The 14445-nt window shown below is 60.8% G+C and carries 14 protein-coding genes and 1 pseudogene; 4 read left to right on the forward strand and 11 right to left on the reverse strand.

Features of this window, described 5'->3' with window-relative positions; translation table 11 throughout:
* From BLW01_RS00005 to BLW01_RS00015, 3 genes and pseudogenes are all read right to left on the reverse strand, one after another.
* Positions 1–386 (reverse strand): annotated as a pseudogene (locus BLW01_RS00005) (transposase); the annotation flags it as partial.
* Positions 387–643: 257 nt separating this feature from the next.
* On the reverse strand, positions 644–1291 hold the full coding sequence (locus BLW01_RS00010; RefSeq protein WP_092567429.1) for a DUF2268 domain-containing putative Zn-dependent protease: 648 nt from the start codon (positions 1289–1291) through the stop codon (positions 644–646).
* 76 nt (positions 1292–1367) lie between these two features.
* Entirely contained in the window at positions 1368–2030 is a 663-nt protein-coding gene (locus BLW01_RS00015) for a TetR/AcrR family transcriptional regulator (RefSeq protein ID WP_092567430.1), read from the reverse strand.
* A gap of 89 nt (positions 2031–2119) precedes the next feature.
* Here BLW01_RS00015 and fabF point away from each other — a divergent pair, with 89 nt between their 5' ends.
* Entirely contained in the window at positions 2120–3385 is a 1266-nt protein-coding gene (fabF, locus tag BLW01_RS00020; RefSeq protein ID WP_092567431.1) for a beta-ketoacyl-ACP synthase II, read from the forward strand.
* A gap of 206 nt (positions 3386–3591) precedes the next feature.
* Here the strand turns inward: fabF and BLW01_RS00025 are convergent, their stop codons facing one another.
* The 6 genes from BLW01_RS00025 to BLW01_RS00050 form a co-directional block, all read right to left on the reverse strand.
* Positions 3592–3936, reverse strand: a complete 345-nt coding sequence (locus tag BLW01_RS00025) for a VOC family protein (RefSeq protein WP_092567433.1) — start codon at positions 3934–3936, stop codon at positions 3592–3594.
* A 98-nt stretch (positions 3937–4034) separates the two neighbouring features.
* Positions 4035–4718: a DNA-3-methyladenine glycosylase I gene (locus BLW01_RS00030; protein ID WP_092567434.1), complete on the reverse strand. Its 684-nt coding sequence runs from the start codon at positions 4716–4718 to the stop codon at positions 4035–4037.
* A 58-nt stretch (positions 4719–4776) separates the two neighbouring features.
* On the reverse strand, positions 4777–5253 hold the full coding sequence (locus tag BLW01_RS00035) for a LabA-like NYN domain-containing protein (protein ID WP_092567436.1): 477 nt from the start codon (positions 5251–5253) through the stop codon (positions 4777–4779).
* 156 nt (positions 5254–5409) lie between these two features.
* Positions 5410–7602: an OsmC domain/YcaO domain-containing protein gene (locus BLW01_RS00040; RefSeq protein WP_092567438.1), complete on the reverse strand. Its 2193-nt coding sequence runs from the start codon at positions 7600–7602 to the stop codon at positions 5410–5412.
* A 133-nt stretch (positions 7603–7735) separates the two neighbouring features.
* Complete coding sequence (locus BLW01_RS00045; RefSeq protein ID WP_092567440.1) at positions 7736–8236, reverse strand: hypothetical protein; 501 nt, start codon at positions 8234–8236, stop codon at positions 7736–7738.
* A gap of 234 nt (positions 8237–8470) precedes the next feature.
* Positions 8471–9448 (reverse strand): AraC family transcriptional regulator, encoded by a 978-nt coding sequence (locus tag BLW01_RS00050; RefSeq protein WP_092567441.1) that lies wholly within the window; start codon positions 9446–9448, stop codon positions 8471–8473.
* A 101-nt stretch (positions 9449–9549) separates the two neighbouring features.
* Here BLW01_RS00050 and BLW01_RS00055 point away from each other — a divergent pair, with 101 nt between their 5' ends.
* Positions 9550–10782, forward strand: a complete 1233-nt coding sequence (locus tag BLW01_RS00055; protein WP_092567442.1) for an MFS transporter — start codon at positions 9550–9552, stop codon at positions 10780–10782.
* Between the two features lie 46 nt (positions 10783–10828).
* The gene (locus BLW01_RS00060; protein WP_229806348.1) at positions 10829–11809 is read left to right on the forward strand and encodes a quinone oxidoreductase family protein; all 981 of its coding nucleotides are present in this window, start codon (positions 10829–10831) and stop codon (positions 11807–11809) included.
* A gap of 38 nt (positions 11810–11847) precedes the next feature.
* Here BLW01_RS00060 and BLW01_RS00065 read toward each other — a convergent pair whose 3' ends face one another.
* Positions 11848–12573, reverse strand: coding sequence for a lipoyl protein ligase domain-containing protein (locus BLW01_RS00065; protein ID WP_092567443.1), 726 nt, complete (start codon positions 12571–12573; stop codon positions 11848–11850).
* Positions 12574–12638: 65 nt separating this feature from the next.
* Positions 12639–13658: a GlxA family transcriptional regulator gene (locus tag BLW01_RS00070; RefSeq protein ID WP_092567444.1), complete on the reverse strand. Its 1020-nt coding sequence runs from the start codon at positions 13656–13658 to the stop codon at positions 12639–12641.
* Between the two features lie 177 nt (positions 13659–13835).
* Here BLW01_RS00070 and BLW01_RS00075 point away from each other — a divergent pair, with 177 nt between their 5' ends.
* On the forward strand, positions 13836–14270 hold the full coding sequence (locus BLW01_RS00075) for a GFA family protein (RefSeq protein ID WP_092567445.1): 435 nt from the start codon (positions 13836–13838) through the stop codon (positions 14268–14270).
* Positions 14271–14445 lie beyond the last annotated feature (175 nt).

The raw sequence follows: 14445 nt of genomic DNA on the forward strand, positions 1-14445 counted from the left end.
GTCCTGTGGTTGTCTAGTCGGCCGTGCAGGGATCGCCCGGGGCTGAGTGTCCCGATCACCCGCAGTGTCGGTTGCCGGCAATGCGGGCAGATGTAGGTCGGTGCCGAGTCGTCGGCAGCGGTATCGGCATCCGCCGTCGCGTCGATAACGGCCAGCGCTTGGCGGATCTGGGCCAGACGTCGTCGCCGGCAACGATTGGCCAGAAAGCCGTAGTGACGGACCCGCATCAGCCCCTTGGGCAGGACGTGGAGCAGGAAGCGGCGCACGAACTCTTCGCCAGCGAGCACGAGCCGTTTGGGTCGATCACGGTCGCGATAATCCTTGACGCGCAGGGTGACCTGGCGGTCGTCCACGGCAAGGATGCGGGCATTGCTGATGGCGATCCGGTTGGCACGCTACCGCCCCTACCTGGGCATGTTGCGATGAACGGTTGCCATCCATGCGGTAGTCCCTGCTACGTATTGGTTATACTAACCATCTTCAGTGGTCTTTAGCGTACCGTAACCAGCCGTTACGCCGAGAGCAATGCCCACGAAAGCATGAGAGGGCTTGGTACCTGCCAGCTCGCTCGCCTCTACCCGAGCATGGGTAGGCGCTCGACGATAAGGGCGCTTTCTTGCGGTTTGGCTACCCTACGAAGGGGTTAACTGTGTAGATAGGGATGGAAATTGGCGGCAGGCTCATGGACCAATGACGCGGCACTCTGCCCACCATTGTGCTGCAGGTATCTGTCGACCAGGGCATAACCGAGGCTGTAACCGGCCCACGGAGGAAGGTCTCCCTGGCCAAAGAACCATGCCTCATGCCGGTAAGATGGTGCGAACCACTCTTGCTCTGCCTTCATGGCGCAAGCAACGATTTCCTTCTCGCTTAACGCAGCTTCCCAAGGCTCGGGGGCTGAGCCATAAAGCTGGCGACAGAAATGGCCCGCCAGGCCTTCGGAGACCAGGGCCTCTCCCAGGGTTCTGCCGTATCCTGGCCCTCGCCAACGCATCACATGGTGAAGCTCGTGTGCCACCATGCGTTCGAATGGTTCCCCCATGTTGTCGGCGAAGTGGGCATTATCTGGGTCGAGTGTTAGCTGCATCATGGTGCCCGTCGGCGCATAACCGACGAACCCTCGACACTCGATGACGCATCCGGGCCAGACCTGCACCACCACATCCAGGCTGATCGCCGTCGACACTTGCTCGGCGCGATAACGCGCCTGCTCTATGCCCTCACTGATACGCTCGATCCAACCATCCAGTTGCCCGCAGGCATTCGCGTAATGCACTATCCATTGTGCCATGTCACCTCCGGCTTGATTGATGTGGTGCCCTTCAGCTCTGGGTTCTGGCCCATCCTAGGCGCTGTCTGAAAAGTGCCTAGGCAAGGCCATGCTCATACCCTGAGTCCCCCAGCATGCCTTCCAGCTCGCTTTCGTCGACCCCGAGCATCTGCAGGATGTTGCGCTGGGCGGCATCGAGAATGCGTTGGCGCTCCTGCTCATCGGGCAGGCTCTTGGCGATGGCCACGGCGCCCACCAACGAGGCGAGAATGGCGCGGGATTTTTCGGCGATGACTTCGCGGTCGGGGTCGAAGGGCAGTTTCTTCAGGCGGCTCAGGGCAATGAGCCGGGTTTCCAGCATCTTCTTCATGCGCAGGTAGGAGGCTTCGAACAGGGTGCGCACCTCGGCGTTGTCGTTGCCGATCTCGTTGAACAGCACCGTCTCCGGGCCCGGCTTGCGCTTGCGTTCCAGCTCCTGAAGGTTCCAGTAATTGGCGACCAGATCCGTCAGGTGCTTCACCGACAACGGCCCCTTGACCAGCCGTGCCGCATGGCTACGCTCCAGGGTCTTGCGCACCGATTCGCGATAGAGCGCTTCCTTCGAGGCGAAGTGGGCATAGAAGGCCCCGTGGGTCATCTTGGCCAATTTCATGATCTGGCCGATCGAGACCTTCTCGAAGCCCTGGCGACTGAACAGCTCGATGGCGGATTTGAGAATACGCTCTCTGGATTCCGCCTTGTGATTCGTCGAGTAGGGCATGGCGACCTCACACTCCTACACTGAATATTACCTTGATCATATATAGCTCGGTGCTAGCTTGGCTACATCCAAGGGTTTCAGGAGGCACCATGCAATCACCGCTCGTCATTACCGGCATGGGAATGATCAGTCCCCTCGGTTGCGGCGTCAAGGCTAGCTGGGAACGCTTGCTGGCCGGTCGCTCCGGCATCTCGCCGATCACTCGCTTCGACACCGCTGACCTGCCGATCAAGGTCGCGGGCTCGGTGCCCGACATCGAGAGCGACCCCGGTGCCGGCTTCGACCCGGATCGGGTGCTCGATGCCAAGGAGCGTCGCAAGCTGGAGCTGTTCAGTCTCTACGCCATGGCCGCGGCCGAAGAGGCGCTGAGCCAGGCCGATTGGTTTCCCACCAGCGATGCGGAGCGTGAGGCCACCGCCACCATCGTGGGTTCCGGCATCGGTGGTTTCCCCACCATCACTCAGGCCCAGACCACCCTGACTTCGCGCGGCCACCGTCGGCTCTCTCCGTTCACCGTGCCGGCCTTCCTGGCCAACCTGGCGGCGGGCAATGTGTCGATTCGCTATGGTTTTCGTGGGCCGTTGGGCTGCCCGGTCACCGCCTGCGCGGCCGGTGTGCAGGCCATCGGCGACGGTATGCGCCTGATCCGTAGCGGCGAAGCCGACGTGGCCCTGGTAGGCGGCGCCGAGGCCTGTATCGACCCGCTCTCGCTGGCGAGTTTTCATGCCATGAAGGCGCTCTCCCCCGAACAGGACGACCCGACCAAGGCGTCGCGCCCCTTCGACCAGGCACGCAATGGCTTCGTCATGGGGGAAGGCGCGGGGCTGATGGTGATCGAAAGCCTGGCCCACGCCGAGGCACGTGGGGCCACGCCCCTGGCCATCCTCAGCGGCTACGGCACCAGCTCGGATGCGCACCACATCACCGCCGGCCCGGAAGACGGCGCGGGAGCCGCGGCGGCCATTCGATCAGCACTGAAGATGGCGGGGCTATCCCCCGAGGCGATCGATCACATCAATGCCCACGCCACCTCGACGCCGGTCGGTGACCGTGCCGAGATCGCATCCCTGCGCAACGCCTTCGGCGATGCCCTGCCCGGTATTCCGATCTCCGCGACGAAATCGGCCACCGGCCACCTGCTCGGTGCCGCCGGCGGCGTAGAGAGCATTTTCTCCGCCCTTTCGGCGATGCACGATCGCCTGCCCCCGACCCTGAACCTGGAACACGTCGACGACGATCTGCATGACCTGGAATTCGTCGCGAGCTCGGCACGCGAGCATCGCAGCCAACACGTGCTGTGCAACGGTTTCGGCTTCGGTGGAGTGAATGCCGCCCTGATCGTCAGCAAGGTCTAACTAGCCCGCGGCATCTCGGGAACCCAGTCGAAGGTGGTGAGTATCAGCTCGGTCATATCGGTGACTCCTCTCGATGACGACATGGGTCGCCCGTTCAGCGGTCGCCGAGTGCGCGCATGGACTGAGACGAGCGATCGTTCGTCGAGTCGGGTGGTTTACAGGAACAGCCAATAAAGGTCCATCTCAAACATCCTCCGAATGATGGCTCAAAGCTGCCAGAGGCCGTGATCGTTGGAGCCAATGATGTAAATCGCGAACTTTCCCTTCCCGGGAATTTCCATCGGATGCATAGCAATCTTCGCACCCTGAGCCTCGACCCGGGAAACGGCCGAGTCTATATCGTTCACGAGCCAATAGGGCCGAACCACCGGGTCTTCAGTCTCTCTCAGTGGGCCTCTGACGCCGACGGTCGTACCGTCGGGCAATCGACAGGTTCTGGCGCCACCGAGAAGCTCATCCGGAGCACTGAACTCAACGCCATGGGCGGCCTCATACGCGTTGCACACCGCATCGACATCACGCGATACGATTTCCAGGTAATGTACCTTCATGCGCTTTCCTCACTCTCGAATGCAACTGGCAGGAGACTGACTGCGACCGGATACGACACCGTATTCGTTTCAATGGCGTATCGCCCCACCGGCATGCGTCAAAATCTTGGATTGATACTCAACGACAGCATGGCCGACAGATGGCATAACGGCCTTCCCGAATTCTGCTGCAACTCATTGAAGGCATCCTGCACGACTTGCATGTCTCGCTGACTCGTGGGGGCCTGGTCAATGATGCCGGCGGCCGTCAGGCGCGCAACCACATCGCTGGTCAATAAAAACGTATCCTTTCCGACCAGGCGTAAGAACCCGGCGCCCGAGCGTCCGCCCAAGCGAGCGCCGCGCTTGGCAAGCAAACGCCACAAGCCGATGATGTCGGAACTCGGCCAGTTGGCAATGAACTCGCCAAAGCTGGTGCCATGCTCCTGGCGAATATCCAGAATGAATTGGGCGTTTTCAGGAATGGTCTGCAGCTTGGTGCGATGCCGGATGATCCGATCGTTTTTCATGTAGCCTTCGATCTGCTCCGGGCTGAGCAACACCATTTTCTCGGGTTCAAAGCCCCAGAAGGCGTCTTCAAAGGCGGGCCACTTGGCATCGACCACCGAATGTTGCATACCGGCCTGAAACACCCGCCGGCTCATGGCGGAAAGGTAGCGATCATCCCCCTTCTGCTTCAGTTCGTCGGGAGTGAGCGCTTTGGGCAGGAAGGCCTCCAAGGCTTCGTCTGATTCGAAACGCTTGCGTGCGGTATCGTAAAGCCAGCGGTAGTCGAGTGTCATGGTTGTCTCGATGGCAGTCATGGAGTCGAACAGGGTCTGAAAAGCGCCTGGCAAAGCGTTAAACCAGCAGAAGTTCTTTATCGATAGGCATGAATTCACTGGCCGCGCTCATCAGTGAATGGGCTGTTAGATGCGGAACACCATAGACTTCGACTTTCTTCCCATACACATCACGAATCTTGTTCACCAGCAGGTCGAAGTCCCCATCGCCTGACACGAGCACGATGACATCCACCTGCCCAGCGTATTCGATGGCATCAAGCGTGATGCCAACATCCCAATCGCCTTTTGCGGAGCCGTCCGATCGTTGAATGAACGGTTTCAGTTTTACCTCAAAGCCAATCGCTCTAAGTATGTTCTGAAACTCTCGCTGTTTCTGATCGCCTCTATCGATTGCATAAGCAAACGCTTTCACGACCTCTCGGCCGGCGGTTACCTTTGCCCAGAACGTGTTGTAATCGAAGTGTCGCTTGTACGCATCCCGTACGGTGTAATAGACGTTCTGGACATCAACAAAAATCGCCACTTTTTCCATGTCATGAACTCGTTGTGATGCATAACGATGAATCAATTTGCCATCTTATCGATTCCTTGAAACCTGCCGATTGTCTGTACGGGATGTCGACCACCCAATTCCGTGGGCCAGAGCAGGCCCGGGGCGTTTCGTCCAGCGTGGTATCTGCTGCGTGACTTATACCATCACCCCTGCCCTGGCGGCCCGTGCGGCGTGCAGTTTCCTGTAGCTCTCGATCAGGCGCTGGTGTCTGTCGAGCCCTTCAAGCTGCATGTTGGTCGGCTCCAGGCCGTGGAACCGTACCTCGCCGTTCACCGTGCCGACCACCGCGTCCATGGTCTCTGCGCCGAACATGCGCTTGAAGTTATAGAGATAGTCGTCCAGCTCCAGCTCGTCGTCCAGCGCGATCTCCAGCACCGCATTCACCGCCTGGTAGAAAAGACCGCGCTCGACGGTGTTGTCGTTGAACTGCAGGAACATCCCGACCCGCTCCAGCGCCTCTTCGAGCTGACCCAGCGCCAGATTGATCAGTAGTTTCAGCTCGAGAATGGTGAGCTGGCCCCACACGGTATTCTCGTCGAACTCGACGCCGATCAGGGTGATGATGTCCTCGTGGTCATCGATCTGGCTCTCTTCCAGGCGGTCCAGCAGATCGCTCAACTGCTCGTCACTCAGCTCGTGGATGTGCAGGATGTCCTCGCGGAACAGCAGCGCCTTGTTGGTGTTGTCCCAGATCAGGTCCTCCACCGGGTAGACCTCGGAATACCCCGGCACCAGGATACGGCATACCGGCGCGCCCAGGTCTTCATGCACGGCCACATACACTTCCTTGCCCAGTTCCTCGAGAATGCCGAACAAGGTCGCCGCCTCCTCCTCGTTGGTGCCGGAGAAATCCCACTCGACGAATTCGACATCCGCCTTGCTGCTGAAGAAACGCCAGGAGACCAGCCCCGAGGAGTCGATGAAGTGTTCGACGAAGTTGTTGGGCTCGGTGATGGCGAGCGAATTGAAGGTCGGTGGCATGAAGTCGTTCATGCCTTCGAAGCTGCGGCCCTGCAACAGCTCGGTGAGACTACGCTCCAGCGCCACCTCGAAGCTGGGGTGCGCACCGAAGGAGGCGAAGACGCCGCCGGTGCGCGGATTCATCAGGGTGACGCACATGACCGGATACTGCCCGCCCAGCGAGGCATCCTTGACCAGCACCGGGAAGCCCTGCTTCTCCAGCGCCTCGACGCCTGCGAGAATCTCGGGGTACTTCGCCAGCACCTCATACGGCACGTCCGGCAGTGCGATCTCCTCCTCGATGATCTGCTTCTTCACCGCCCGTTCGAAGATTTCCGAGAGGCACTGCACCTGCGCCTCGTGCAGGGTATTGCCGGCGCTCATGCCGTTGCTGAGGTAGAGATTCTCGATCAGGTTGGACGGGAAATAGACCGTCTCGCCATCCGACCGGCGCACGAACGGCAGCGAGACGATGCCGCGCGCCACCTTGCCGGAGTTGGTGTCGATCAGGTGGGAGCCGCCGAGTTCACCGTCCGGGTCGTAGATCGCCCGGCAGTGGTCATCCAGGATACCCGCCGGCAGCTCGTCGTTCGGCCCCGGCTGGAACCACTCCTCGTTCGGGTAGTGAACGAAGGCGGCGTTAGCAATCTCCTCGCCGAAGAACTGATCGTTGTAGAAGAAGTTGCAGCTCAGCCGCTCGATGAACTCGCCCAGCGCCGAGCACAGCGCGCTTTCCTTGGTCGAGCCCTTGCCGTTGGTGAAGCACATGTTGGAGTGGGCGTCGCGAATGTGCAGCGACCACACGTGCGGCACGATATTGCGCCAGGAGGCGATCTCGATCTGCATGCCGAGCGACTCGAGAATGCCCGTCATGTTGGCGATGGTCTGTTCCAGCGGCAGGTCCTTGCCCTCGATCCAGGTGCTGGCCCCTTCCGCCGGCTCGGCCATCAACAGCGCCTGGGCATCTTCGTCCAGGTTCTCGACCGTCTCGATCTGGAACTCGGGCACGTTCTGCACCACCCGCTTGACCGAGCAGCGCTCGATCGAGCGCAGAATGCCCTGGCGGTCCTTGTCGGAAAGATCCTCCGGCAGCTCAACCTGGATCTTGAAGATCTGGTTGTAGCGATTCTCCGGATCGACGATGTTGTTCTGCGACAGACGGATGTTCTCGGTGGGAATGTCGCGCGCGTTGCAATACACCTTCACGAAATAGGCCGCGCACATGGCCGACGAGGCCAGGAAGTAGTCGAACGGGCCGGGCGCCGAGCCGTCCCCCTTGTAGCGGATGGGCTGATCGGAGATGACGGTGAAGTCGTCGAACTTGGCCTCCAGGCGGAGGTTGTCGAGATAATTGACCTTGATTTCCATGAACAGAGCACCGGACGTTTGAGCTTCGCCGGAGCGAAGGTGGAAAACCCGCCATTATCCAGTTTTTCCCGCCGCTCGTCTTGGGGGCCGGCAAAAAATCCGGCCGGCGTCGCCCCACTCCGCACGGTTCCCCCTAATCGGCAAAATAGGCCTGGTAGTTCACATTCAGCAAGGCATCGTCTTCCCCCATGGTCATGGAGAAGATCCGGATCTTTCTGCGACCATCCACCCAGCCCACTTTCGCTTGCCTCATGAGGCCTGTCGTCGTAATTTCTGAATCGGTGGCTTCTCCATACCGCTCCCGCATTTCCTCCGACAGCGAATCGATCAGGCCCTGCATGGCGTCGAAATCGCGCGTATTGTCCAGGCTCATGGTGACCTGGGTGAGCCCATCGTTGAGAAAGAAAAATCGCTGAGTGAACGCCTCTCCCGCCAGTTCGTACCCATCTCGCCGTGCGGCTTCGATCGCCCCCGTGGCCAAACGGTCGCCACTTTCGTGGAGGTAGGCCCCATCAACGGCCTGCACGACTTCATCCGGTGTCATCCCGGGGGTCGTTGGCCCCCATAGTTGCTGCGCCAATGCCAGGTTCGGCAGCAGTAGCAACAGCATGGCGCCAAGGATTGAACTGCGCATAAGTGATCCTCCATTGATCCTTTCACATGGCCCTGACAGGGGTAACTGATGATATATCACATTGGGCGAAAAACGGACGCTCTCGGCAGCGATGGTACGCGGTAACGCCAGCGAGGAGGTGATCCCTCGTGAGCGTGTTATTGTGCGTCCGGGTAGGCCAACAGTGCTGACATCAAGTAATATTTTTCGCGGCTCTCAAAACCGACACTACGGTACAATCTCTGGGCTTGATAGTTATCGCGCGCCACCTCCAGATGCAGAGCCTCTCACTGCACCCGGGGTCCGCCCGGTTTCGCGTTTGAAGGCGCGTGCGAAAGCGGCCTGGGAGCCGTAGCCAAGGCGTTCGGCGACCTGCTCCAGTGAGATATCCTTTTCGGCGATCCACTGCGAGGCCAGGCGCATGCGCAACTGAGTGACGTAGCCGAGCGGGGATAGGCCGAGCGTGGCTCGGAATCGTTCGGCGAAAACCGAGCGTGAGCTGCCCATCGTCGCGGCCATCTCGGCCACCGTCCAGGGGTGGTCGGGAGCGCGGTGAATGGCGGCGATCACCTTGCCGAGACGTGGGTCGCGCAGTGCCTCGACCCAGCCGCCGATGTCGCTGCAGCCGCACTCTACCCAGCCGCGCACGATGCTGGCGGCGACCACGTCGGCCAGGCGCGAGAGAATGCTGGCGGCACCGGCACGCTCCAGTCTCGATTCTCGCGCCATCGCCTCCAGCATGGGCAGTATTTCCGGGTAGCGCGAGAGAAGCGTGCCAACATGCATGATCGTTGGCATCATCGAAACGAGCGGATGCATACCGCCGAGATCGAACTGCATGCAGCCGCTGAACAGGTGGACCGCCTGGCGATCCTTGGTCGCTCCCGCACATTCGTCGACTCGGCTGAAGCCATCGCAGAGCGGAATGGCGTCGATTCGCTCGATATCCAGACTCTCTACCGTCGGTGATGAGAGGAGGTGGTGATCGCCGCCTCGCGGTAGCAGTACGGCATCGCCGGTATCGAGGCGCAGACAGTCATCGCCGGCCTTGAGCGTTACCGGCCCATGCACGACGAAGTGAAATTGGGCACAGCGGTTGCCGTTATTGAAGTGGATGCCAAAGGGTGGCGCTACCTGAATGCAGCGATAGTTCAGTCCAGACAGACGCATGCCGAGCAGCAGCTCGTTGATCCACTCGCTTGAGACGCGGTCGGGGGCAGGAGATTTTCTCATTTCGGACGATCGATCAAAAAATGAAGAGTATGGGTGATAGATTAGCCGGCGGCGTAACCATAGTCTAGGCGTCATTGTCACTGCTGAAGGATGCTTTCGAGATGACGACGAACGACTCCCTCACCGTTTCCTCTTCGGTACCCTCTCGCGCGGCATGGAGCGCCGTCTTTTCTTTGACACTGGTCGTCTTCAGCCTGGTCATGGCGGAGTTTCTGCCGGCCAGCCTGTTGACGCCGATGGCTGATTCGCTGGCGATCAGCGAAAGTCAGGCGGGCCAGGCAGTGACCGTGACCGCGGTTCTAGCGCTGCTCTCCGGACTGCTGGTGACATCGGCTACGCGACGCCTGGATCGTCGCCACGTGTTGCTGGGCTTCTCCGTGCTGATGATTGTATCCAGTCTGTCGGCGGCGGTTGCGCCGAGTCTGGCCTGGTTGCTGGTCGGGCGCACGTTGTTGGGCATTGCGCTGGGCGGCTTCTGGGCACTGTCCGCCGCTACGGTGATGCGTCTCGTGCCCGAACAGAGCGTGCCGAAAGCGCTGTCGTTGATCTTTGCCGGCGTGCCCTTGGCCACCGTCAGCGCTGCTGCACTGGGGAGCCTGCTCGGCGACCTGGTCGGCTGGCGCAACGTCTTCCTGCTCTCGGCCGCGCTCGCCGTACTGACACTGATCTTCCAGTTCTGCACATTGCCACGGATGGAGCCGGAACGACCCACACCGCTGCGTACGCTGGTCGTGGTGCTTAAACGTCCGGGAATCGGCATGGGTATTGGCGCGCTCATTCTGGTGTTCTGCGGTCATTTTTCATTCTTCACCCATGTGCGGCCGTATCTCGAGGCCGTATCGAGCTCGGGTATTGCCGGCATCTCATCGATGCTGCTGGCGTTCGGGATCGCGAACTTTCTCGGTACGCTGGCGGCAGGCTACCTGCTCGAGCGCAGTTTACGCTTCACGCTGGCGAGCATGCCCTTGATCATGGGCACATTGGGCTGGCTGATGGCCACGCTGGGTGGTGTTTCGATCTGGTCAGCCGGGCTGATGGTGGCGCTGTGGGGCTTCGCCTTCGGTGCGATCCCCGTTGCCTGGTCGACCTGGGTCACTCAGGCCGTGCCCGATGAAGCCGAGAGTGCCGGTGGGCTGGTAGCCTCTTCGGTGCAGTTGGCAATCGCGATGGGGGCTGTCATCGGTGGTGCCGCCATCGGTGTGGGCGGGGTGCCGGCCGTCTGCGCCGCGGCGGGTGCGTTGCTGCTGGCAGGCGCCATATTGGTATTGTTCGGCGTGCGCACTCATGCTCCCGCGCCGGTGGCTGAATGTGCTGCCGGCTCCACGAGCGTGTAAGCGCGATGCGCGCTGCGCGGCTTGCGATCTCGGAGGAAGAAGGCCAATGGAAGGAAAGAATATGAAGGCTGCATATTATGATGTTCCAGGCGGACCGGAGGTCCTGAGTTACACGGAAGTCGAGGCTCCGGTTTGTCCTGAGGATGGCGTCCTCCTCCGGGTGGAGGCAATCTCGATCGAGGGGGGCGATCTCATCAATCGGGCGACGGCGGCGCCTCAGGTAGCAGGCCACGTTCCTGGCTATGCGGCCTCGGGCGAGATCGTCGAGGTTGGCGCGAAGGTTCGCGGCCGCTTCATCGGGCAAAAGGTGACGTCATTCGACATGGGCGGGTCCCATGCCGAATTGCGCGCCGTGAAGGCGACGCGAACATGGATCGTGCCGGACGGGTTGCAGATGGCGGCTGCGGCCGCCCTGCCCATCTCGTTCGGAACCGCCCATCACAGCCTGTTCGCGCGCGGCAACCTGGTCGACGACGAGACCCTGCTCGTGCAGGGCGGAGCGGGCAGCGTCGGGGTCGCGGCGATCCAACTGGCACATCGCGCCGGTTCGAGGGTGAGGGTATTGGCAACCGTCTCGGGCGCGGATCGCGCTGCGCGACTGCGGGCTTATGGGCTGGACGCCGCGATCGACCACCGCTCAGAGGATGTGACCGCGGCCGTCATGCGTCTGACCGACGGCCGCGGCGTGGATCTGGTCGTCGATCCCGTCGGGTCCACGCTCGCGGGATCGCTTGCCGCACTCCGGCCCGAGGGCCGTCTGGTCTTCGTCGGCAATGCAGGGCGCGCGTCGCTGGACCTGGACCTCTGGCCCGCCTTGCAAGCCAACCAGACGCTTCTGGGTGTGTTCATGGGCAGCCAGCTCGAAAAACCCGAAGTCCACAGGACGGTCGACGACATGTTGCGCCTGGCCGCCACCGGTGAGCTGGAGGTTCCCATCGATCGACGGTTTTCGCTTTGCGAGGTCGCGGCGGCACATGCCTATGCCGAGGAAAATTCCATTCTGGGCCGGGTCGTCCTTGTCCCTTGACCTGCAAGACCCGGGACCGCCGCGATGCAAGCAGATCATTACGTTGATCGAGTCGACATACCACCGCCAGATAACAACCGCTCTACCAAACCGGGCAACGCCGTGTCGATGTCCAACTCGGGCAAGGCGTCTTTCAGGGCGATATGGCTTTCCGGCAGGAAGCGTTGGGCATCTTCCACGACGGCCTGAAAGGTATTGACGACATCCACCAGTGCTTTCGGTTGGCCTGCGACCTGCATGGAGCCGTGTACCAGCAGTGCCATGTCGCGGCTCCCTCGTACTCGCCGCCAGCGCTGGGCCGTGCCGACCAGTTTGCGTTCGGCGATGCGTACGTTGAAGCGGCCATCACAGTAAGCCCCCGATACGTTGCCGAGATCCGCCGAGGTCACGCCCAGTGACCGGAGCCAGTCGCACCAGGGGTCGCCCAGGCGATGATAGCCCCATTCGAGATGGGCCGCCGAACTGCGCACCTGGCAACGAACGGCGAGCGCCACGTTGACGACCATCGGCCCCAGCGGTACCGGCGTGCCGCCGGTGGCGCGGAACAGTACCGGCCAGCCCAGTTCCGCCAATCGTTCCCTGGCCTGGGCAAACCCGTCGAGGCGCTGATGCCGACGCGGCATCACCAGCGCGTAGTCTCTCGGTGACCATGCCAGGCACTCCAGCGAGCGCTCGCCTGCGCAGACCGATTCCAATAATGCCTCTTCCGCGGAGAGTCCGGCTTCAACGGTGGGGTGTTGCAAGAGACGGTCAGTTGTCGTCATGTGAGGTTCCGATGATTTGACTTACGATGCAGGCAAGAGCGGCCATGTGACATGAGCAATCGGCATCAGCATTCCGAATCGAGTCCTTCGAGAACAGTCTTTTGCGTGGGCCCGATGGCATATCGCCGACGATAGGCCTGTGGGCTCATTCCCGTCTGCTGCCTGAATAGCTCACGGAAGTAGGTTACGTCACCGTAGCCAACGGCACCACTCACCTCCTGAACGGTTCGTCGTTCACTTTCCAACAGTTGCCTGGCGACGTTGATGCGTAGTTGATGAACGTAGGCCATCGGTGTCTGGCCGGTTGCTGTCTTGAAACGCCGACCAAAATTACGCGGACTCATGCATGCTTGGGCGGCAAGACGGTTTATCGAAAGTGGCTGGTCGAAATGGCGGAAAAGCCATTCCTGAGCCTGAGCGATGCGTTCATCGCCATGGCTTGCATTGGGTGGCTCTGCCGCATAACCGATCTGCCATGTTCGAGGGGTTTCCAGCACCAATGCCTTGGCCGTTTGCAACGCGATACGATGCCCATAGCACTTCTCGACCAGGTAGAGGCTGAGATCCACCGCGGCGTAGACCCCGCCACCACAAACGACGTGGTTCGCTTCGGTCAGTATTCGTTCCGGTTGCCAGCGGACCCGAGGGTAGCGTCGGCGGCAAGTTTCAACCACGCCCCAGTGGGTTGTTGCCACCTGGTCATCGAGAAGACCGCTCTCGGCAATCAACGCCGTTCCGGCACAGGCACCGGCGATCCATGTTCCTTGTCGATGCCAGTGACGCAACCAGGGATACAGACAGGCATGGGCAGGGGCCGCAGAGGCAATATCGACTCCCACTGCAGCGAGCACGATCAGATCCGTGTTGCCGACATCATCGATGCAACCGTCGGGGTCCAGATGCAATCCGAATCCGGTTTGAACAGCGCGACCATCCAGGGACACGGTTTGCAATCGGAACAACGGATGCGCCGGTTGGCCGTACAACTCGTTCCACAGGATGCCGGCACTGTTGAAGACTTCTATCGGTGCCACCGCCGTGGAAGGGGCTCCGCCGGCCACGAGCACTACCGTTACGTCATACATGATCACATACCCAAGGCAACGCTGACCTTGAATGTGTGCCGCTTCTTCGGGTTTGGCAAGGCGTAAACCCGTGTTGTCGCAAACACCCCTACTATCCGGCCGATCTCCCACTACCTGAAATGACGTTCAGACGCCACGCTTCAAGTCATGGCAATCACGAGTCTTGGGGAGGTAATGATGACTACGCCATCCACGTATTGCGGGAGCTGTTTCTGCGGTGCCGTCCGCTTCACGGTTTCCGGTGCTCCGGAAGCCATGGGCTACTGCCACTGTGAGTCCTGCCGCCACTGGTCCGCAGGGCCGGTCAATGCCTTTAGCCTATGGAAACCGGAATGCCTTCGGATTACCCAAGGCGCGGACCATATTCGCACCTATAGCAAAACCCCGGATAGCGTGCGTCAATGGTGCGATCGATGCGGTGGTCACATTTTCACCGAGCATCCGGCATTGGGGCTTGTCGATGTGTATGTCGCCGTCATCCCCGAGTTACGTTTCGCCCCCGAGATCCATGTCCATTATCAGGAGGCGAGGATGCACATGACCGATGGTCTGGAGAAATTCCGCGATGTTCCACTGGAGATCGGCGGTTCGGGCGAACGGATGACTGAGTGATCCTGTGATGATGATCGGCCTGCTTTCCGTTGCCGCTGCGCGGCGCAATCGCGGTTGAAATCGTTCCCACCCCCCATCAACCACGGCATCTCGTGGCGTGGGTTCATATAAGCGACTTCAGTCGCGATTAGCCGTATCACCAATGCAGGTCCGGCACTGCATCGCCATTGAAGCC

It is taken from the genome of Aidingimonas halophila (assembly GCF_900106955.1).
GTDB classification, from domain to species: Bacteria; Pseudomonadota; Gammaproteobacteria; order Pseudomonadales; family Halomonadaceae; genus Aidingimonas; species Aidingimonas halophila.